Source organism: Bacillus sp. B25(2016b) (assembly GCF_001679765.1).
Taxonomy (GTDB): Bacteria; Bacillota; Bacilli; order Bacillales; family Bacillaceae_G; genus Bacillus_A; species Bacillus_A thuringiensis_K.
Map to the genome: position 1 here is coordinate 1,108,365 of NZ_CP016285.1, position 21,859 is coordinate 1,130,223.

Consider the following 21,859-nt stretch of genomic DNA (forward strand, 5'->3'; position numbering starts at 1 on the left):
GGAAAGCAGATAAAGAATAAAAAGCATCTTTTTAAGATGGAAGAGAGGCCCGAACCGTGAATAGAAGCGGTTTGAGTCTTTTTATATTTGAGAGGTATGTTTCTGTTTCTTTTAATGAAAAATAACGTGAATAATGCGTTAGCTTTCTGTTTTATGCGAAATATATTCTAGACAAAAATACATTTATGTTTTAAAATTAGTACCAAGTCATAATAATTGATATAAAACGGAGGGCTGCGATGTGAACGTGGGCATTTTAGGGATCGGAAGATATGTGCCAGAAAAAGTAGTCACAAATCACGATTTAGAGAAAATAATGGAAACATCCGATGAATGGATTCGTACGAGAACGGGAATTGCAGAAAGACGCATTGCCGATGATACAATAGATACTTCATATATGGCCGTAGAGGCTTCTAAAAAAGCACTTGAAGATGCAGGAATTAACGGAGAGGATATCGACCTTATTTTAGTAGCAACAGTAACACCAGATCGTGCTTTTCCAGCAGTTGCTTGTGTAATTCAAGAAGCGATTGGAGCGAAACAGGCAGCTGCAATGGATGTAGGTGCAGCATGTGCTGGTTTTATGTACGGAATGATTACAGCGCAGCAATTTATTCAAACGGGAACTTATAAAAATGTATTAGTAGTTGGTAGTGATAAACTATCTAAAATTGTAGACTGGAACGATCGAAATACAGCAGTATTATTTGGAGACGGAGCCGGTGCTATCGTAATGGGAGCTGTTTCAGAAGGTAAAGGTGTTCTATCTTTTGAATTAGGAGCAGACGGAAGTGGCGGCAAGCATCTTTATCAAGACGAGTATGTTATGATGAATGGCAGAGAAGTGTTTAAATTTGCCGTTCGTCAACTTGGTGATTCTTGTCTTCGCGTTTTAGATAAAGCTGGTCTTACGAAAGAAGATGTGGATTTCTTAGTACCGCATCAAGCAAACATTCGTATTATGGAATCTGCAAGAGAGAGGTTAAATTTACCACAAGAAAAAATGAGTATGACAATTGAGAAGTTCGGTAATACATCAGCTTCTTCAATTCCGATTGCAATGGTAGAGGAATTGCAAAACGGACGTATTCAAGACGGTGATTTAATTATACTTGTTGGTTTTGGTGGCGGATTAACATGGGGAGCAGTTGCTCTTCGTTGGGGTAAATAAGGACTGAGAGAAAAAAGGAGTGTATTTTGTATGGAAAAAAAGAGGGTCGTAATTACAGGACTAGGGGCTGTTACACCGGTCGGAACAGATGTTGAAACAGCATGGGAAAACATTAAAAAGGGTGTATCTGGAATCGGGCGACTTACAAGAATTGATCCAGAACTACTTCCAGCAAAAGTAGCAGCGGAAATTAACGACTTTGAAGTCGAGAAATATATTGATAAAAAAGAAGCGCGCCGTATGGATCGCTTTACACAATATGCAGTGGCAGCAGCGAAAATGGCAGTTGCAGACGCAAAGCTTGAAATTACAGAAGAAAACGGACCTCGAATTGGTGTATGGATTGGATCTGGTATTGGCGGTATGGAAACATACGAAGAACAATTTAAGATTTTTACTGAGAAAGGCCCACGCCGCGTGAGCCCATTCTTCGTGCCGATGATGATTCCAGATATGGCAGCAGGTCAAGTATCAATCGCAACAGGAGCAAAAGGAATTAACACTTGTTCTGTAACGGCTTGTGCATCTGGTGCAAACTCAATTGGTGATGCATTTAAAGCAATTCAGCGTGGTGATGCTGATGCAATGATTACAGGCGGAGCAGAAGCGCCGCTAACAAGTATGGCATTCGCAGGATTTAGCTCAGCGAAAGCATTAACATTTAATGAAGATCCAGCAACGGCTTGCCGTCCATTTGATAAAAACCGTAGCGGTTTCGTAATGGGTGAAGGTTCAGGTATTCTAATTCTTGAAGAATTAGAGCACGCATTAGCGCGCGGTGCTCACATTTACGCGGAAATTGCTGGTTATGGTGCAACTGGAGATGCGTTCCATATTACAATGCCTGCTCCTGGTGGTGAAGGCGGAGTGCGTGCAATGCGTCAAGCTTTAGCTGATGCAGGCCTACAGCCAGAAGATATTGATTACATTAATGCGCATGGTACAAGTACGGATGCGAATGAAAAATATGAAACGATGGCAATTAAAGAAACTTTCGGTGAGCACGCGTATAAAGTAGCGATTAGCTCAACGAAATCAATGACAGGTCACTTATTAGGAGCAGCTGGTGCTGTTGAAGCGATTTTCTCTATTAAATCAATTACAGACGGAGTAATTCCTCCAACAATTAACTATGAGACACCAGATCCAGAATGTGACTTAGATTATGTACCGAATCAAGCGAGACACCAAGAAGTAAATGCAGTATTAAGTAACTCATTAGGATTCGGTGGTCATAACGCAGTGTTAGTATTTAAATCGTATAAATAATAGATGAAATAAGGAGTTTTTTCGTAATATATTGCGAAAAAACTCCTTATTTATTTTTACGTCTTTTTCTTCTGTAGCATATACATAAGAAAAAAGGGGGGATAAAGATGGGGATTGTTGAAACAGCTGAATGGCTACATTTATATTATGGGCGGCCAGAAAAACTTTGTGAGAAATTTACGAAGTATATTCCGTTGCCAAAAGAAAGATTGTATCGCTTTTTAATTTCAAAAGGGATGTATCGCCCAATCATGCGTGGAGAAAAGGAAATTAAAGAATTAGAGGAAAAGGAAATTTGGAAAGAATTGAGCCTGGAGTATGATAAACTGAAAAATTGGTTAAAAGGTCCAGATGTCCCTGTCTTTATTTTATTATCAGATTCCTATAATCGAACTGTACAAGAAGAGTATAACGGTAGGGCTGGATTATCTATGCGTCATGTTATTTTCTTATTCGTATGTGGGCGGAATTCGGTAGAAGAATTAAAAGTGTTATTGGCGCATGAATATCATCACATATGCAGGTTACATCAAATTGAGATGAAAGAAACAGAATATACATTACTTGATACGATGATTATGGAAGGGCTAGCTGAGCAGGCAGTAACAGAAAGGTATACAGAAAAAAACAATGCACCGTGGACGGCGTATCTTTCAAAAGAAGAAGCTATTTATTATTGGAAAAATGTTGTACATGAAAGAATAAGTATAAAACGAGGAACAAGGGAACATGACATCGTATTAAATGGCTTTCACTCTTATCCGAAGATGCTTGGCTATGCGCTTGGATTTCATATTGTCAAAGATTGTGTAACTTTGGAAGGAGAAGATACACTTTCTTTATTATCTATAGATGCAAAAGAAATATTGAATAAAGCAAGTGCATTTCATATATAAAAAACAGGAGTTCTATTTCCTGTTTTTTTATTATTAATAGAAGAAAAAATAATAATTAGAATATATTTCCTCAAGTGGAATAAAGTTAAGCAAAAATGAACATAATGATTGGTACAAACAGTAGTGAAGTGAGGGGTAGTGAATGTTATATCTACATGATGTATGGGTAAATTGGTTTGAAGGTGAAGAAAATGGGTATAACGTTTGTCATTTTTACGAATGGCGGAAAGATGATACGATTGAGCTATTAGATCAAGTGCCATTATTAAAAGTAGATGCCACATTATATCATTACATCGAGAACGAATTGTTAGAGCTTCCGCAAAAAATGCTGGAAGACGTACATCATAAGGCTTATATTCGTAAAAATCATGAACGTTTGCAGCAAGAGTATTGCTTTGTTGTTACAGATGGAAAAGGAATTATTGCGATTGACACAATTGGTTACAATGTACCAATTCGTAAAAGCAGACTTATACCACGCCAAGAGCAGATGGTATATGAGATGGTAGAAAACGTAAAAGCAGAAAAGTATGAGTTCCAAGTAGAAGAAACAGAAAAAGAACATCACATTTTATCACCATCGCCTTTCATTATGAATGGCTTGACTCGTAAAGAAAGACAGCTAAAACAATTATTATTTATGGCGTTAGATCAATTACATACAACGAAAAATACAGCAGAGATTCGCTATTGGTACACAGAGTGGGATCCATCAGCATATGGAACGGTTCAACATATGGAGTTCGAGGATATTTGGGCTAGACTGTATGATGAAGCGAAAGCTGGCTGGTCTGAGAAACATGAACAATTATGTGAGCGTCTTGTAAAAGGACAGCCATTTTTTGAAAAGTTATGGGAAATGGAAAATGAGCAAAAGGTAAATTAAAAAACCGCCGATTGGCGGTTTTTTTAATTTGTTGTAATCCAGCTCCAGCGGCAAGAATGTTCGGTGGCTTCGCGCCTTCCTGCGAGGCAAAAAGCGCCTCTACGTCAGGAGCTCCATCCCCCTCACATTCTAAGCGAGCCGCTTCCGCTTTATATGAAATCCAGCTCTGGCAGCAAGCTCTTCGTGTCTAAGAACCTTCCGCATAAGAAGACAAAAAGCGTCTTCTATGCGAAAGAACCTTAGCCAGTCAGAGCTGAACGAGCTGCCTCCGCTTTATATGTTACCTACGTTTTCTGCTTAGTCCCATTGCGTTTTCTACTTTGCGTAGTTGTTTGAATGCAACGCGGTTTGCTTTTTCTGCACCTTTGTCTAGAATTTCGTCTAGTTCTGGTGAATTGATTAGTTCGTTATATTTGTCTTGGATTGGACGAATTGCTTCTACGACTACTTGCGCTAGGTCGCCTTTGAAGTCGCCGTATCCTTTTCCTTCGTACATTGCTTCAATTTCTTCAACTGTTTTTCCGGAGAATGAAGAGTAGATTGTTAATAAATTAGAGATACCAGGTTTGTTTTCCTTATCAAATTTCACGATACCTTCAGAGTCAGTTACAGCACTCTTAATTTTCTTTTCAATTGTTTTTGGCTCATCAAGCATACTGATCATTGATTTTGGATTTGGATCAGATTTACTCATTTTTTTCGTAGGTTCTGTTAATGACATAACGCGAGCTCCTACTTTTGGAATACGAATTTCAGGCATTGTGAAGATTTCGCGGTAACGTTTGTTGAAACGCTCTGCTAAGTCACGTGTTAATTCGATATGTTGTTTTTGGTCATCACCAACCGGCACGATTTCAGTGTTGTAAAGTAAAATATCAGCAGCCATTAATGGTGGATACGTAAGTAATCCAGCTGGAACTGAATCTCTACCAGAAGCTTTATCTTTATATTGCGTCATACGCTCTAATTCTCCAACGTAAGCAACAGATTGCATAATCCATCCTAGTTGAGCGTGTGCTGGTACTTCTGACTGTACAAATAAAGTAGCTTTTTCAGGATCGATGCCGCATGCCACATAAAGTGCAGCAAGACTGCGGATGTTTTTACGAAGCCCGACGGGATCTTGAGGTACTGTAATGGCATGTTGGTTTACAATACAGAAATAGCAATCGTGTTCGTTTTGAAGCTCTGTAAATTGCTTCATAGCCCCTAAATAGTTTCCAAGTGTAATCGTTCCGCTTGGCTGAATACCAGAAAAGATAACTGACATAAGTAATTCCTCCTAAAATTGAATGCGTGATGGGGGGAAGAGAAGGCAAACAAAAAAGCCCATTCATCCCAAAAACTATAGGGACGAATGGACCGCGGTACCACCCTAATTATTTCACTACTGTGAAATCTCTCTAATCCATAATAACGTTAGGATATAACGCCAAAGCCTACTACTTTCGGTTCGGTTTGGTGCTCAAAAGCCCATTCCATACTGTACAATTACTTGTTCACACCAACCACAAGCTCTCTGAAATTGCCTCAATATGTACTCTTCTTTATCATCGCATACATATAAATTTATTTATTGTTACTTGAGCTCTTTTAATATGAAAGAACTAAAGTTTTATAACAAAATGTTTTGCTGATTATTATATCATATGGGATAGTGTTTGCAAACTACATCAAAATAGTAAAGCTAATGAGGGTCGAGAACAACCCAAGGAAGATACCTGTAATACAAATTGGATATGTCCATTTGAATGAATATGTTTTATAAATACGTTCTTTCTTATCTGTAGGTTCCTCGACTTCTTCAATTAAAGAGTCAATCTTTTTGTTCGTACCAAATACTCTTTGGAATGCGTAAATGGTTACATTGAAAAAACCATTTTGAAATATGTATAAAAAACCGCCGATAAGAATAAAAAACAGTGCAATATAAAACAAAATGTTGACAAAGTTCAACAAAAATTGAGATGAAATGAGGAATGCACCAATACTAGAAGCAATCATCGCTATAAAAATTAGTATACAAGTATGAAAAAAAACTTTATTCAAAATATTCCCCTCCGTCAAAATATTACTAGAATTATTATACTATAAAAGCTATAATAAGTACTAGGATTAATTTTTTGAAAATTATACGCAATTAAAGGTCTGATTTTAAGATGATGGTAGCAATGTTAATGTATCCCTTTACGGAAAATTAAAAATATAAATATTTTATTAAAAATTTTAACAAAAAAACAAAAAACTATATTCACAATTGTTATATTATATGTATAATGAAAATTGTAGAAACTTGGAGATTATTCTTTCAATTCTACTTTTTAACAAGTGAGGGTACAGGAAGTGCAATTAGGGGAGGCAACACAACATGAAGAAAAAGATACCGTTATTACTTGCATCAACTTTAACTGCAAGTATGTTGCTTAGCGCGTGTAGCTACCAAAAAGATGACGCAAAAGCAAAAGGGAAAGAGAACGCTACGAGTAGTAGTAACGGAAAACAGATTCTTAATTTAACAGAGTTATCTGAAATTCCGTCAATGGATGCATCATTAGCATCTGATTCTTCATCTTCTACAGCATTAAATAATACGATGGAAGGTTTATATCGTATTGGCAAAGATCAAAAGAGAATGCCTGGAGTTGCAGAAGATGTCGAAAAGCTAGATGATGGGAAGAAATACATATTTAAATTAAGAAGAGATGCGAAATGGTCGAATGGGGAACCTGTAACAGCTAAAGACTTTGTGTATTCATGGAAAAGAGCAGTAAATCCAGATACAAAAGCAACGTATTCGTACATTATGTTCGATATTAAAAATGCAGAGAAAATTCATAAAAAAGAATTACCTGCTGACCAATTAGGTGTAAAAGCTATTGATGATTATACATTAGAAGTAGAATTAGACAATCCCGTTCCTTACTTTATCGATTTAACAGTTTATCCAGTATTTTACCCACTAAATGAAAACTTTGTAAAAGTACAAGGTGATAAATTTGGTTTAGAGGCAAATACAACATTATATAACGGTCCATTCGTTATGAGTGATTGGAAACATGAACAAAGTTTCCAATTCAAGAAGAATCCTTCATATTGGGATAATAAAACGGTTAAAATCGAAGAAATCAACTTTAATATTGTAAAAAATACAGCAACTGATGTAAATTTATATGAGACAAACGCGATTGATCGAGCGGCTTTAACGTCTGAATTTGTTGATAAGTTTAGAAAAAGCCCAGAGTTCCAAACAAGAAAAGAAGCAGGGGTTGCTTACTTAAGATTTAATCAAAGTAATCAGTACTTAAGTAATAAAAACTTAAGAAAAGCAATTTCAATGTCCTTTGACCGTGATAACATTGCAAAAGTTATTTTAAATAACGGTGCAATTGGAGCTTACGGCTTTGTTGGAAAAGATTTCGCTGAAGGTCCGAATAAAAAGGATTTCCGAGCTGAAAATGGAAAGCTAGTTGAAACAAATCCAAAAGAAGCGAAAAAGCTTTGGGAAACAGCGAAGAAAGAGCTTGGAACTGATAAAATCGAACTAGAATTCTTAAACTTTGATAATGAAGATGCTAAAAAAGTTGGGGAATTCTTAAAAGGTGAGATGGAAAAGAACTTACCAGGTTTATCAATTAAAATTAAACAGCAACCATTCGCACAAAAAAATAAATTAGAAGATTCTCAGCAATATGATATTGCGTTTGGTATTTGGGGACCAGATTTCCCAGATCCAATCTCATATTTAGATATGTTTGTTACGAATGGTTCTCAAAATAAAACAGGGTATTCTAATCAGAGATATGATGAGTTAATCCTAAAAGCTAAAACAGATACAAAAGATTTACAAGCTCGCTGGGACAACCTTCTAGAAGTAGAGAAGATGTTAATTAAAGAGGATGCAGTTATCACTCCAATCTTCCAAAAAGGTTCAGCGTATGTAGTAAAAGGTGCCGTAAAAGATATTATCCCAATTAACTATGGTGGTAAATTAACTTACAAATGGGCATCTATTGAACAAAAATAATCTTTTTTTTCCATCGTTTACAAGGGTATATGCTTATGATGGGCATATGCTCTTATTTTAAAAAAATAAAAGTAAGAATATTTTAAACTATCTTATTGCTTTTGAGAAAAACGGGGAGGTGCTTGACTATGGGACGTTATGTATTAAAACGTTTCGTGTACATGGCTTTGACATTATTTTTAATTACTACACTGACTTTCTTTTTGATGAAATTACTTCCGGGTTCTCCGCTTAAAAACCAGGAGAAGCTATCACCGGCACAAAAAGAAATCATTCTTGAAAAATACGGATTGAATGATCCGGTACCAGTTCAATACGCACGTTACTTAGGTAACTTAGCAAAAGGTGATTTAGGGGTATCATTCCAATATGATAACCGCCCAGTAACAGACATGATTGTGGATCGTATTGGACCATCAGCCCAATTAGGTTTACAAGCGATTATATTAGGAACGTTTATCGGTTTAATTTTGGGTATTGTTGCCGCACTTCGTAATAATACGTGGGTAGATTATAGTGCAACAGTTATTTCGGTACTCGGAATGTCGGTACCATCATTCGTATTTGCCGCATTACTGCAATATTTCGTAGGGGTAAAACTTGGCTGGTTCCCAGTAGCATTCTGGAAAGGGCCAGAGTTTACTGTAATGCCTACAATTGCATTATCGATGGGAGTTATCGCAACAATCGCACGTTTCTCTCGTGCAGAGTTAATTGAAGTTATGCAAGCCGATTACATTTTAACAGCGAAAGCGAAAGGAATTAGCCAAGGCGTTATTATTGTTAAACATGCACTTCGTAACGCGTTAATTCCAGTTGTAACAATTTTAGGACCAATGGTTGCGGCATTAATTACAGGAACACTTGTTATCGAGCAAATTTATGCTGTACCAGGACTTGGGGAACAATTCGTTAAATCGATTACTTTAAATGACTATACAGTTATTATGGGAACTACGATTTTCTATAGTGCGATTTTCATTTTAGTTATTTTCATTGTCGATATTTTATACGGAATTATTGATCCTCGTATTCGTTTAGCGGGAGGGAAAAAATGATGAAAGATGTACAAAAATTATCTCCAGATTTATTTCAACAAGCCAATCAAAATAATGTTGATAATGAAGTCATTGCCCGTCCAAGCTTAACGTTTTGGCAAGATGTAAGAAGACGTTTATTCCAACATAAAGGTGCGATGCTTGGACTTGTATTATTAGTTATCATTGCGCTATTAGCGATTTTTGGACCGATGGTAAGTAAACATTCGTATAAAGAGCAAGATTTAGGTCGTGCGAAATTACCACCAAAAATTCCAGTTATTGAAAATGTTCATTGGTTACCATTTGACGGTACAGATCAATATGGTGTTGACCAGTATGAAAAACGTGATATTAAAGAGTACTTCTGGTTTGGTACAGATGATCTTGGCCGTGACTTATGGACAAGAACATGGGAAGGTACACGCGTATCATTATATATCGCTCTTTTAGCGGCAGCAATTGACTTAGTAATTGGGGTTGCATACGGAGGTATTTCAGCATTCTACGGCGGTAGAGTAGATAATATTATGCAACGTATTATGGAGATTATTAACGGTATTCCATACTTAATCATCGTTATTTTAATGGTAATCATTATGGGATCTGGTATTTGGTCAATTACACTCGCGATGGCGATTACAGGTTGGATAGGGATGTCGCGAATTGTTCGTGGACAAATCTTAAAGTTAAAAAACCAAGAATATGTATTAGCATCTCGTACATTAGGTGCAACAAATACACAATTAATTGTGAAACATTTAATTCCAAACGTAATGGGACCTATTATCGTAATGACAATGTTTACAATTCCATCAGCGGTGTTTGGTGAAGCGTTCTTAAGTTTCATCGGTTTAGGGATTCAGCCACCATTTGCGTCACTAGGTTCTCTTGTAAATGATGGTTATAAATCTATTCAAACGTATCCGCATATGATGTTCATCCCTGCGGTTGTCATCAGTATATTAATTTTAGCATTTAACTTAATGGCAGACGGATTACGCGACGCGTTAGATCCAAAAATGCGTAAGTAAAAGAGGGGAGAGGCAAAGATGAAAACATTGTTAGAGGTAAAAGATTTACAAGTCTCCTTTGATACACATGCAGGTGAAGTACAAGCTGTACGCGGCGTTACTTTTGATTTGAAAAAAGGAGAAACATTGGCGATTGTAGGAGAATCTGGTTCAGGGAAATCAGTTACTTCTAAAGCGTTAATGGGATTAATTCCGAATCCTCCTGGACGCATTAAAAATGGTGAAATCGTATTTGAAGGTCGTGACTTAACAAAATTAACAGAAAAAGAAATGCAGCAAGTACGCGGTAAAGATATTGCGATGATTTTCCAAGATCCAATGACATCATTAAATCCAACGATGACAATTGGAAATCAAATTATGGAAGGTCTAATTAAACACCAAGGGATGAGTAAAGCAGATGCACGTAAAGTTGCTTTAGAATTAATTGACCTTGTAGGTATTCCAAATCCAGAAGCTCGTTTAAAACAATATCCTCACCAATTCTCAGGTGGTATGAGACAGCGTGTAGTTATTGCGATGGCGTTAGCTTGTAACCCGAAATTATTAATTGCCGATGAGCCGACAACAGCGCTAGACGTTACGATTCAGGCGCAAATTTTAGAACTTATGAAAGACATTCAGCAAAAAACAGAAGCAGCAATCATTTTTATTACGCATGACTTAGGTGTAGTAGCAAACGTTGCGGACCGAGTGGCAGTTATGTACGCTGGTAAAGTTGTTGAAATTGGAACTGTAGATGAAATTTTCTACAATCCGAAACATCCATATACTTGGGGTTTAATCGCATCTATGCCAAGTTTAGATGGTTCAGAAGAAGAGTTATATGCAATCCCTGGAACGCCTCCAGATTTATTGAAGCCGCCGAAGGGAGATGCTTTTGCACCACGTAACCCACAGGCACTGAAAATTGACTTTGAAATGGACCCACCTTTATTTAAAGTAAGTGATACACACTATGCGGCAACTTGGTTACTTCACGAGCAAGCTCCAGAAGTAAAACCGCCGGCAGTCGTTGAAAGACGCATTCTTCAAATGAAAGCAGGTGAACAACATGACTAAACAACGTGAGAAATTAATTGAAGTAAAAAATGTAAAGCAGCACTTCGACGTGAGTGGTGGTGTTGTCAAAGCGGTTAATGATATTTCATTTGATATTTACCGCGGAGAAACATTTGGTCTTGTAGGAGAATCGGGTTGTGGTAAATCGACAACTGGAAGAACAATTATTCGTTTATATGATGCAACTGCTGGTGAAGTATTGTTCGATGGTGAAAATGTACATGGTAAGAAATCACGCGCAGAACTGAAGAAATTCAACCGTAAAATGCAAATGATTTTCCAAGATCCATACGCATCATTAAATCCTCGTATGACAGTAGGGGATATTATCGCAGAAGGTATTGATATTCACGGATTAGCGAAAAGTAAAAAAGAGCGCATGGACCGTGTTCATGAACTATTAAACACAGTTGGTTTAAATAAAGAGCACGCAAACCGTTTCCCACACGAATTCTCAGGTGGACAACGTCAGCGTATCGGTATTGCTCGAGCGCTTGCTGTAGACCCAGAATTTATCATTGCCGATGAGCCGATCTCAGCACTGGACGTATCGATTCAGGCGCAAGTTGTAAACTTACTGAAAAAGCTACAAAAAGAAAAAGGTTTAACATACTTATTCATCGCCCATGATTTATCAATGGTAAAATACATTAGTGACCGTATTGGTGTAATGTATCGTGGCCAAATCGTTGAGTTAACAACAAGTGATGAATTATATGCGAATCCAATTCATCCATATACGAAATCACTATTATCAGCGATTCCACTTCCAGATCCAGATTATGAGCGCAATCGTAAACGTATCGTATATGATCCATCGCAGCATGATTACGGTAGCGAAGTGCCAACAATGCGTGAAATTCGCCCAGGACATTTCGTACTATGTTCTGAAGCAGAGTATAAGAAATATAAAGAGATTTATCAATAAGAAAAAGAGCCATTCTTCTGTTATGGAAGGATGGCTCTTTTTCTACTATATAAAAGAATTTTATACATTTGTCGGTCAGTTGATATATTTAAAGAATCGCTAGGATAAATCTCATGTACCATTAGTGATATCCATATGCAAAATTACTGAACTTGAACAGAAATATTCTCTTCTTGCTCCTCGGGTTTAACAAGTGCATAACGTTCCCACGCTCTACTTTTCCAGCGGAAGAACATAATTATGGCACGTGTCCATTCGTCGATGGCGATCGCTAGCCAAATACCAACGAGCCCCATATCTAAATGAAAGGCGAAAAAGTAACCTAGTGGTAAACTCATTAACACCATAGAAAATGCACCGATTAAAACAGGATATTTTGCATCACCAGCTGCACGAAGCGAATTAATGATGACGATGTTCATCGTGCGTCCCGTTTCAAGTAGTACACTTAGTAAAAGAACACTTGCGCCTAACCCGATAATGTGCGGATTATCTGTAAACAGTCCCATTAATTGTGTACGGAATGTAATAACGAGAGCGACCATACATAAAGTTACACCAATTGCCCATTTTACACTTTTCCACAAGCGTTCGTATGCTTCATCCTTTTCGCCACCACCAACGAGGCGGCCGATAATAATGGCTGTTCCCATACCAATTGCAATTGCAAATAAATAAGTGAACATGGAAATGTTAGTAGCGTATTGTCTAGCAGCTAATGATTCCGTTCCTAAGTACGTTGCGTAATAAAGGAAGACGATTTGACAAGCTTGATACATCACTTGTTCAAATGCAGATGGAATGCCAATTTTTAAAATTTTCCCAATGTATTCTTTGGATAAAGTGAAGTAATATTGTAATTTTACACGATATTCCATAACGCGGTATAGTAACCAGAAGAAAACAATAAGTGCGATCAATCGACTGATAGCAGAAGAAATTGCAGCCCCTTGTACACCGAGCTCAGGGAAATCAAATTTCCCGAAAATGAGTACGTAGTTTCCAGCGATATGAATCATATTCATTCCGAGTGAAATAAACATCGCTTGCTTTGTAAAACCGTGTACACGGATAATTGCCGCTAATGAGTTAATAATAGCTTGTAGGAAGATGGCTCCTCCGACGATAGATAAGTAGTTTTGCGCATACGTTAGTACATCGCCTTGTAAGTTCATTGCGAGCATCATATGTTTCGAAAATAAAAGAAAACCAGCACTTATAACGAGCCCAACTATTAAATTTAATGTGACGGCTAATGCTGATATTTTAGATGCTTCCATAAAGCGTTTGGAACCGAGGTATTGAGATACAACGATAGCAGCGCCGTTCCCGATGACTTCTAATACCAAAATCGCAATATGAAGATATTGATTCGCTGCACCAACCCCAGATACAGCATCGTCTGATAATGCACTTAACATGAAAGTATCAGCGATCCCCATTAACATAAAAAGAAAAACTTCTAGAAAAATAGGCCATGTTAATAAGAATAAACTTAATTTCTCTGTCGGTCCATTTTTTGCCTGAATTGCTGTCATGTCCGTCCCCTCTTTACCGATATCTATTTTTAGCAAAATGTATCGTAACATACTTTCTTAACCTTTGCACTCATTTTAGCCTACATATTTTTAATATGAAGGGTCTGCTATTTTATGTTAAAAAGGGTGGGATAATTATGCATAAAGTATTATAAAATATAAAATTTGTTTTTCTCTGATAATTTAGAAAAATATAAAAATAATTATTTTCAGTACTTTAGTAAGGATTATCGGTAATATAAAACGTTTACAAAGATATATTTTAAAACGGAAAATTTTAATAAAATAGAAATATAAATATACAAAAAATATATTTGTGTGTATAATATGAATTATTAGAACATATATATATTTCTTTCTGTTTGAAAATGAAAGGGTTAACATTTTTTTGGAGGGTGGAAGTATGAAAAAAAAGATACCAGTTTTTGTAGCATCAACAGTAGCGATGAGCATGATGTTAGGGGCATGTAGCTATCAAAAAGATGAACCGCAAGCGAACGCAAAAGGGGATAGCGGGAAAAGCGGCGCAAAGCAAGTTATTAACTTAATTGAAACGCAAGAAATACCAACGATGGATCCAGCATTATCAGCTGATGCAGTTTCTTCAAGAGTAATGACTAATACGATGGAAGGCTTATACAGTTTAGGAAAAGATGATAAGCTAGTTCCTGGTGTAGCGAAGGAATTCAAAAAATCAGAAGATGGTAAAAAATATACATTTAAATTACGTGAAGACGCAAAATGGTCAAATGGTGAGCCTGTGACGGCAAAAGATTTCGTATACGCATGGCAAAGAGCGATTAACCCAGATACAGCTGCGAAATCAGCGTACATTATGTATGATATAAAAAATGCAGAGAAAATTAATAAAAAAGAGATGAGTCCGGATCAATTAGGGGTAAAGGCGATTGATGATTATACATTAGAAGTGGAATTAGATAATACCATTCCATACCTTGTAGATTTAATGGTATATCCAATCTTCTATCCTGTGAATGAAAAGTTTGTGAAAGAGCAAGGTACGAAGTTTGGTTTGGAAGCGAATACAACGCTTTATAACGGACCATTTACATTAAGTGATTGGCAACATGAACGTAGCTTTAAAATGACAAAGAGCGCGTCATATTGGGACAATAAAGAAGTGAAGATTGAGGAAGTAAACTTTAATATTGTAAAAGATACATCTACGCCAATTAACTTATATGAAACAAATGCAATTGATCGAGCGTCGTTATTAGCGGAGTTTATTGATAAATATAAAGGAAAACCAGATTTCCAAACAGTAGAAGATACATCTGTGTTCTTCCTTCGTTTAAATCAAAAAGATCCAGCTTTAGCAAATAAAAATATTCGTAAAGCAATTTCACTTGCTTTTGACCGTAAGCCATTCGTGGATACATTATTAAATAACGGTTCTAAGCCAGCGACAGGATTAATTCCTGATAACTTCATTAAAGGACCAGATAAAAAAGATTTCCGTGCTGTAAACGGGGATATTGTAAAACCAAACGCGAAAGAAGCGAAAAAATATTGGGAAGCTGGTAAAAAAGAACTTGGTAAAAATGAAATCGAATTAGAATTATTAAATGAAGATGTAGAGTTATCAAAGAAAACTGGTGAATATTTAAAAGGTGAATTAGAAAAGAATTTACCAGGTTTAACAGTAAAGATTAAACAACAACCATTCGCACAAAAACTAAAATTAGAAGATGCGGGCGATTATGTCATGTCATTCTCTGGATGGAGTGCGGACTTCCCAGATCCAATTACATATCTTGATATGTTTGTAACAGATGGGTCACAAAATAAGATGAAGTACTCTAATCCAAAATACGATGAAATCATTATGAAGGCGAAAAAAGATGGAAGCGATGTAAATGCTCGTTGGAAAAACTTATTAGAAGCAGAAAAAATGTTACTTGATGACGCTGCAATCGTTCCAGTATATCAACGTGGTAGAGCATACTTACAAAGAGAAACAATTAAAGATATGTACAACCATAAATATGGCGGAGATTTAAGCTTTAAGTGGGCGTCCGTAGGAAAATAAAAAAAGCAGGCTAACCACCTGCTTTTTTTAATACGTTCGTTTCTTATAAATGCCTTTTCCGCCAACTTCGTTCCAGCCGGATTGTACATGCAAACTTTTGTTAACAAACTTCATTTTTTCTTTTCCACCAAAGAGCTTTTCACCAATGCTATTTGTAATGACACCAATCAATGCTGTTATTCCGATGATGAGGGCAGCAACCGTAATAAAATCAATAAAAAAAGCAATCATTTGCAAACTCCCCCTTTGCCTGTCTGTATGTTTATTGTATGAGATAAAAAATAAAAAAGAAAGAAATGTCAGAAAAATTTTCGGTTTACTTTAGAAATCTTGTAGACAGGAGGGGGAATGTTTGTTAAAATGAGAACAAACGTTCCTTTTCGTTCTCATTTGTATAGTCTTACATTTCTTAATTGATTTATCACGAAAAAGTAAGAAAACGTTCTCTTTTTCATAGGAAAGATTATAGATAAATAACTATATATTATATGAAAAATCTATGGGAAGTGAGTAGTAAAAGGGTTGAAAGTTATTGTTCAAGTACAGCTGAAGTGAGCGTAATCATGTTACATAGCAGTGGAATACACGGAAGAGTTTTCTCAACTAGCAGGAAATTTACTGTATATTTCTTGCAAAATCTATTGTATAATGATTATAGAAGTTACTTATTAAAAGTAATTGTTGTTTATTATAAGTTGTTGCTTACATGAAATGCGATTTTTGTACTTTTTAATAAGACAAGTTATCGCGAAAAATTGCTGAAGTTAGAAATTAAAACTGTATTTAGTACAGAATTTGTACTCTTTAAGGAGAGTGAGCTTTGTATGGTAACATTATATAGTTCTCCAAGCTGTACGTCTTGTAGAAAGGCGAAATTATGGCTAGAGGAAAATCATATTCCTTATACAGAACGTAATATTTTCTCAGATCCATTAACGATTGAGGAAATTAAAGAGATTTTACGTATGACAGAAAGCGGAACGGATGAGATTATTTCTACTCGTTCGAAAGTTTTCCAAGAATTGAATGTAAACTTAGAGTCTTTACCACTTCAAGATTTATATAAGATGATTCGTGACTATCCAGGGATTTTACGTCGTCCAATTATGATTGACGAGAAACGCCTTCAAGTTGGTTACAACGAAGACGAAATTCGCCGTTTCTTACCACGTACAGTAAGAACGTTCCAATTACGTGAAGCACAACGTCTTGTAAATTAATTATAATAATATGAAAACCTTCTACCTATTATATAGTAGAAGGTTTTTTTTAATGTTTCACATTGCGTAATCGAACTTGTTGTACGATAAAGCCGATGCATAAAATAGTGAAAATGAACAAATAAGGAATGCTTGCAGTGAAACTTGGGTTGTTATGAAAAAAGATTGCAAGTCTGTCTTCATGTGTAACCATTTTTCCTGCAGTATAGGAAAGAATCGCTGCACCACAATAAATGAGGAATGGAAATCGTTCCATAAGTATTAAAATAAGTTTGCTACCCCAAATAATAATCGGGATAGAAATGAGTAAGCCGATTATGACGAGTAAAAATCTCCCGTGAGCTGCACCTGCAATGGCAATAACATTATCAAACCCCATAACAAGGTCCGCGAATACAATTGTACGCACCGCTTGAAATAAAGTTGTTTTTCCTTGAATAGAAGAAAGATCGTTGCTATTATCAGTTAATAAATTTACTGCGATTAATGTAAGTAAAACGCCCCCGATAAGTTGCAGAAATGGAATGTCCAGTAAATAGACAGCTAGTATAGTAAGGACAATTCTTAGTACGATTGCTAAAAGAGTACCGATCAAAATGGCTTTATTTCGTTTCGATTCAGGTAAGTTTCGGCTAGCTAGTGCGATGACGATTGCATTGTCACCACCTAATACAACATCGATACCGACAATCATTAGTACTGATGTTAAAAACTCTAAGTCCATTCGTCTGCCTCCATTTATGATGTTTTAATAAGCGAACTATATGTATGTGATGAAGAAAGTTGTTGTTAAGTAATCTCTTCCAATAGAAGTTTCACTTTATTACAGTGTACGGGGGAATGTGGAAATGTATGTCCAAATTTTTTGTAAGTAAGAAATCGCTATAATAATATATTTATGTAGTTGATCGAGTAAAGATAGGCATATAACTATTTTTGTAAAATAAATCGATTTTATTTCCATTCTGGAGAATCTTATCATAAAATGAGAGTACAAGAATCTATTGATTTGTCATATGAGTGGGGAATCCCTTCATAACAATTCTAAGCAGGAAGGGAGAGTTGTATTTTGGATATTGAAAGAATTAATGATCATACGATGAAATTTTTTATTACGTACATTGATATAGAGGATAGAGGATTTAATCGTGAAGAAATTTGGTATGATCGCGAACGAAGTGAAGAGCTCTTTTGGGAGATGATGGACGAAGCTCGTGATCATGACGATTTCTTTATTGATGGACCGTTATGGATTCAAGTGCAAGCAGTCGATAAAGGGATTGAAGTACTTGTCACGAAAGCAGAGCTTTCAAAGGACGGGCAAAAGCTGGAACTACCGATAGGGGTAGACAAAATTATAGATATTCCTCTAGATGAAGGCATCGAATCATTATTCCAGCAAGAGTTAGTCGAAGAGGTAGAAGAACAAACAGGAACAACCTTTAATGAAGATGGTACGTTTGGCTTTTTAATTAAATTTAATGATTTTGAAGATGTCATTTCATTAAGTCATCGTCTTATCTTTGAAGATATAAAAGATGAGCTGTATTCATTTGAGAACCGCTATTATGTATATGTGGAATTCGATGAAGTGCTACATGATGAAGAAGAAATTGATCGTATTTTAAGTATTATTTTAGAATATGGAGAAGAATCAACTTTAACAATTCATCGTGTAAGTGAGTATGGAAAACAAATTGTGAAAGAGCATGCGCTTGAAACGATTCGCAATAATTTTCCTGCTAAAACGTAGGCCGATTTCTGTAGTATGAAATCGGCTTTTTATATGAAGAATAGGAAAGCTTTCTTAGTTAGGAGGTAAGAGATGAAAAATACGTTAAAGTTGATTTTCTTTGTTTTTCTATTGTTCGCATTATTTGTTTCACTACGTATGTTTATTGATGTAGCATTTTATTCGGATGTGATTGGGATAAAAGATGTTTCGATTTTAGGTATTATTAGTATTTTATTTACAGTATCTGCGTTTTTAATTGGCTGCGTTATTTTCTTAGAGAACCGTCATCCGTCAAAAACACTAACATGGTTAATTGTGTTAGGTATTTTTCCGGTATTTGGCTTCTTTGCTTATTTATTATTTGGACAAAATTTTCGGAGAAAAAGAATGTTCCAAAAGAAGGCTTTACTTGATGAACAGGCGTTTTTACAATATAAAGGGCATGAAGATTACGAAGAACGGATTTTGCGCAATCATAAGCATCAAGAGCTATTATTTCGTTTAGCGGATCGCTTAGGCGCTTTAAATATTTCATTTCAAACTGAAACGAGAACATTAACAAATGGAGATGAAACGTTTCAGGCCATTTTAGATGGATTAAAACGAGCGAAACATCACATTCATATGGAATATTACATTGTGCGTGATGATAAGCTTGGAACAGAAATTAAAGATATTTTAATACAAAAATCAAAAGAGGGCGTAGTCGTTCGTTTTTTATATGATGCGGTTGGAAGTTTTAAATTATCAAAATCGTATATTGAAGAATTAAACGATGCAGGTGTCGAAATGATTCCGTTCTTCCCTGTGCGCTTTCCGATTTTAAACGATAAGATTAATTATCGAAACCACCGAAAAATCGTTATTATTGATGGAAATGAAGGGTTTGTAGGTGGATTAAATATTGGTGATGAATATTTAGGCAAGGATAAGTACTTCGGCTTTTGGCGAGACACACATTTATATTTGCGTGGTGAAGCTGTACAAAGTTTGCAGCTTATTTTCCTTCAAGATTGGTTTTATATGACTGGTGAGGCTGTGCTAGCCCCTGAATATTTACAAGCGAAAGCAGTTGAGGGGGAACATTGGGGAGGCGTGCAGCTCGTTGCAGGTGGACCGGATAATAAGTGGGAAACAATTAAGCATTTATATTTCGCAATGATTGCTTCTGCGCGGAAATCCATTTGGATTGCAACGCCGTATTTCATTCCGGATGATGATATTTTATCCGCATTAAAGGTTGCTGCACTTGCTGGTATCGATGTTCGTTTGTTAATGCCGAGTAAGCCTGATAAGCGTACTGTCTTTTACGCATCGAGATCGTATTTCCCAGAGCTTTTAGATGCAGGGGTAAAGATATATGAGTATGAAAAAGGTTTTCTCCATAGTAAAGTTGTCATTGTCGATTCTGATTTAGCTTCAATTGGGACAGCTAATATGGATATGAGAAGTTTTCATTTAAATTTTGAAGTAAATGCCTTTTTATATGATACAGATAGCATTCGAAAGCTTGTTCAAGATTTTAAAGACGATTTAGAAGAATCCAGTGAAATTCACGTCGATCGTTTTCATAAAAGGCGTCTTCATAGACGAATTGTTGAATCAACGTACCGGTTATTATCGCCTTTATTATAAAAAGAGATGTCCGAAATTGGGACATCTCTTTTTTAAAGGAATTTGTAACAAATTGTAGAATATAAGGAGCTGAAAGGGTGTGATTACGATATTTATCGCTAAAAGAGAAAACGGAGAAAAAATTCATTTACTCTACAATTGTAATGAAGAGCTTTTGCGCCGTATGCGTCAACAGGAACGATTCTTTTGTGTAGCTTGTGGAAAGGAAGTACAAATGAAATTAGGGAAACAAAAAAGTTGGCATTTTGCTCATAAAAAAGTGGATTCATGTCTTGCCTTTTATGAAGCGGAATCTATGTATCATAGGCACGGTAAAGAATTGTTATATAAATGGTTCAAACGTCAAAACTTTCATGTAGATATAGAGCGTTATCTGCCAGAGATTCAGCAACGGCCAGATATTTTTATAGAGAGAGCAGGGAGAAAAATTGCGATTGAATACCAATGCGCAAACCTTTCTATAGAGCAGCTGTACAAACGAACATATTCGTATTGGCGAGCGGGTATACAGGTCATTTGGATCATTGGTGGAAATCAATTGAAAAAGCAATCTGCATATTGGATGAAATTCTCCTCACTTATGGCTTTCTCCTTACAATCTTATCCTCAACCATTTCTTATTTTCTTCTGTTCCAAACAAAAATCATTTATGAAATGCGCGTTTCTTACTTCATTTTCTACAAGCGTCTCTTTCTCACATACTATATATTTACCAACTGAAACGACTACTTTTGAACTACTCTTTTCCTCTGTTCCTTTCCAAAAAGAAATATTAGACCGAGAATGGAAGCAACGAAAGGACTATTTTCGAAAAAATGCTTTGCCTATTTGGAATTATAATTATAAGTCATTATTACGCTTTTTATATCAATGTAAATGTACCCCAGCAAATTTTCCTTCTGAAATTGGTGTGCCGCTCCCATCCTCATTTGCTTTTCAAACAAATCCATTTATATGGCAAGCATTTCTATATATGAAGTGTATAGGTGAGCTTGCGGTAGGGGATTGTATTTCTATTCAATATGTGTGTAGTTATGTAAAAAAGTATACGAAAAGGCGTATGCTCCCGTACTTTTCAAAGCATATATGGAAAGTAGCAGTTACTGAATATATGACATTTTTATGTTATACAGGTGTATTACGTAAAGTGGAGGCTTATAAGTACCGGAAAATAAGGGGGATCGTTATGTTAAAAACAGAGGAGGAAGTTATGAAATATGATGAAACTTGTTTAGCGTATGCCTTATCTTTATTTGAGGCAAAGTACAACATGAGAGAAAGAAAAGGGGATATAATAAAGACTGATTGTGAAGGAATTACATAAGAAAAAAACGAATTGTACTTAAGTAGAGATATTTAAAGGAGGGC

19 protein-coding genes and 1 other annotated feature are annotated in these 21,859 nt (G+C 36.0%); of the genes, 14 read left to right on the top strand and 5 right to left on the bottom strand.

Going from position 1 to position 21,859, the window contains the following annotated elements; all coding sequences use genetic code 11:
* Positions 1-241 precede the first annotated feature (241 nt).
* From fabH to BAQ53_RS05725, 4 genes are all read left to right on the top strand, one after another.
* Positions 242-1,174, top strand: a complete 933-nt coding sequence (gene fabH / locus BAQ53_RS05710) for a beta-ketoacyl-ACP synthase III (RefSeq protein ID WP_001100544.1) — start codon at positions 242-244, stop codon at positions 1,172-1,174.
* A gap of 30 nt (positions 1,175-1,204) precedes the next feature.
* On the top strand, positions 1,205-2,443 hold the full coding sequence (fabF, locus tag BAQ53_RS05715; RefSeq protein ID WP_208906593.1) for a beta-ketoacyl-ACP synthase II: 1,239 nt from the start codon (positions 1,205-1,207) through the stop codon (positions 2,441-2,443).
* A gap of 107 nt (positions 2,444-2,550) precedes the next feature.
* On the top strand, positions 2,551-3,339 hold the full coding sequence (locus tag BAQ53_RS05720; protein WP_000513273.1) for a DUF2268 domain-containing putative Zn-dependent protease: 789 nt from the start codon (positions 2,551-2,553) through the stop codon (positions 3,337-3,339).
* Between the two features lie 142 nt (positions 3,340-3,481).
* Entirely contained in the window at positions 3,482-4,228 is a 747-nt protein-coding gene (locus BAQ53_RS05725) for a YjbA family protein (protein WP_000966124.1), read from the top strand.
* 280 nt (positions 4,229-4,508) lie between these two features.
* Here the strand turns inward: BAQ53_RS05725 and trpS are convergent, their stop codons facing one another.
* Both trpS and BAQ53_RS05735 read right to left on the bottom strand, forming a co-directional pair.
* Positions 4,509-5,498, bottom strand: a complete 990-nt coding sequence (trpS, locus tag BAQ53_RS05730) for a tryptophan--tRNA ligase (protein ID WP_000110982.1) — start codon at positions 5,496-5,498, stop codon at positions 4,509-4,511.
* A gap of 76 nt (positions 5,499-5,574) precedes the next feature.
* Positions 5,575-5,791 (bottom strand) — a binding site (T-box leader).
* Positions 5,792-5,896: 105 nt separating this feature from the next.
* Positions 5,897-6,277, bottom strand: coding sequence for a DUF3899 domain-containing protein (locus tag BAQ53_RS05735; RefSeq protein ID WP_001044997.1), 381 nt, complete (start codon positions 6,275-6,277; stop codon positions 5,897-5,899).
* A 319-nt stretch (positions 6,278-6,596) separates the two neighbouring features.
* Between BAQ53_RS05735 and BAQ53_RS05740 the strand changes: the two genes are divergently transcribed.
* From BAQ53_RS05740 to BAQ53_RS05760, 5 genes are all read left to right on the top strand, one after another.
* Positions 6,597-8,252 (top strand): peptide ABC transporter substrate-binding protein, encoded by a 1,656-nt coding sequence (locus BAQ53_RS05740; protein ID WP_000727222.1) that lies wholly within the window; start codon positions 6,597-6,599, stop codon positions 8,250-8,252.
* Between the two features lie 128 nt (positions 8,253-8,380).
* On the top strand, positions 8,381-9,310 hold the full coding sequence (gene opp3b / locus BAQ53_RS05745; protein WP_000534167.1) for an oligopeptide ABC transporter permease: 930 nt from the start codon (positions 8,381-8,383) through the stop codon (positions 9,308-9,310).
* Positions 9,307-10,323 (top strand): oligopeptide ABC transporter permease, encoded by a 1,017-nt coding sequence (gene opp3C / locus BAQ53_RS05750; protein ID WP_000974106.1) that lies wholly within the window; start codon positions 9,307-9,309, stop codon positions 10,321-10,323. The genes opp3b and opp3C overlap by 4 nt, the downstream gene beginning before the upstream one ends.
* A gap of 18 nt (positions 10,324-10,341) precedes the next feature.
* Positions 10,342-11,385 (top strand): ABC transporter ATP-binding protein, encoded by a 1,044-nt coding sequence (locus BAQ53_RS05755; RefSeq protein WP_000854347.1) that lies wholly within the window; start codon positions 10,342-10,344, stop codon positions 11,383-11,385.
* The gene (locus BAQ53_RS05760) at positions 11,378-12,313 is read left to right on the top strand and encodes an ABC transporter ATP-binding protein (protein ID WP_000166347.1); all 936 of its coding nucleotides are present in this window, start codon (positions 11,378-11,380) and stop codon (positions 12,311-12,313) included. The genes BAQ53_RS05755 and BAQ53_RS05760 overlap by 8 nt, the downstream gene beginning before the upstream one ends.
* Positions 12,314-12,456: 143 nt before the next feature.
* On the opposite strand, the gene BAQ53_RS05765 is transcribed toward BAQ53_RS05760, so the two are convergent.
* Positions 12,457-13,902 carry an MATE family efflux transporter gene (locus BAQ53_RS05765; RefSeq protein ID WP_208906594.1) on the bottom strand — a complete coding sequence of 482 codons (1,446 nt, stop codon included), beginning with the start codon at positions 13,900-13,902 and terminating at the stop codon, positions 12,457-12,459.
* 352 nt (positions 13,903-14,254) lie between these two features.
* Between BAQ53_RS05765 and BAQ53_RS05770 the strand changes: the two genes are divergently transcribed.
* A complete protein-coding gene (locus BAQ53_RS05770) occupies positions 14,255-15,901 on the top strand; it encodes a peptide ABC transporter substrate-binding protein (RefSeq protein ID WP_000727245.1) in 1,647 nt (548 codons plus the stop codon).
* 27 nt (positions 15,902-15,928) lie between these two features.
* Here the strand turns inward: BAQ53_RS05770 and BAQ53_RS05775 are convergent, their stop codons facing one another.
* On the bottom strand, positions 15,929-16,132 hold the full coding sequence (locus tag BAQ53_RS05775; RefSeq protein ID WP_208906595.1) for a hypothetical protein: 204 nt from the start codon (positions 16,130-16,132) through the stop codon (positions 15,929-15,931).
* Between the two features lie 593 nt (positions 16,133-16,725).
* On the opposite strand from BAQ53_RS05775, the gene spx reads away from it, so the two are divergent.
* On the top strand, positions 16,726-17,121 hold the full coding sequence (gene spx / locus BAQ53_RS05780; RefSeq protein WP_000258267.1) for a transcriptional regulator Spx: 396 nt from the start codon (positions 16,726-16,728) through the stop codon (positions 17,119-17,121).
* Positions 17,122-17,170: 49 nt separating this feature from the next.
* On the opposite strand, the gene BAQ53_RS05785 is transcribed toward spx, so the two are convergent.
* Positions 17,171-17,845: a TerC family protein gene (locus BAQ53_RS05785; RefSeq protein WP_208906596.1), complete on the bottom strand. Its 675-nt coding sequence runs from the start codon at positions 17,843-17,845 to the stop codon at positions 17,171-17,173.
* 345 nt (positions 17,846-18,190) lie between these two features.
* Between BAQ53_RS05785 and mecA the strand changes: the two genes are divergently transcribed.
* The 3 genes from mecA (at position 18,191) to BAQ53_RS05800 (ending at position 21,815) form a co-directional block, all read left to right on the top strand.
* Positions 18,191-18,874, top strand: coding sequence for an adaptor protein MecA (mecA, locus tag BAQ53_RS05790; protein WP_000350719.1), 684 nt, complete (start codon positions 18,191-18,193; stop codon positions 18,872-18,874).
* Between the two features lie 72 nt (positions 18,875-18,946).
* A complete protein-coding gene (locus tag BAQ53_RS05795; protein ID WP_000799199.1) occupies positions 18,947-20,491 on the top strand; it encodes a cardiolipin synthase in 1,545 nt (514 codons plus the stop codon).
* A gap of 79 nt (positions 20,492-20,570) precedes the next feature.
* Entirely contained in the window at positions 20,571-21,815 is a 1,245-nt protein-coding gene (locus BAQ53_RS05800; RefSeq protein WP_208906597.1) for a competence protein CoiA, read from the top strand.
* Positions 21,816-21,859: the final 44 nt, after the last annotated feature.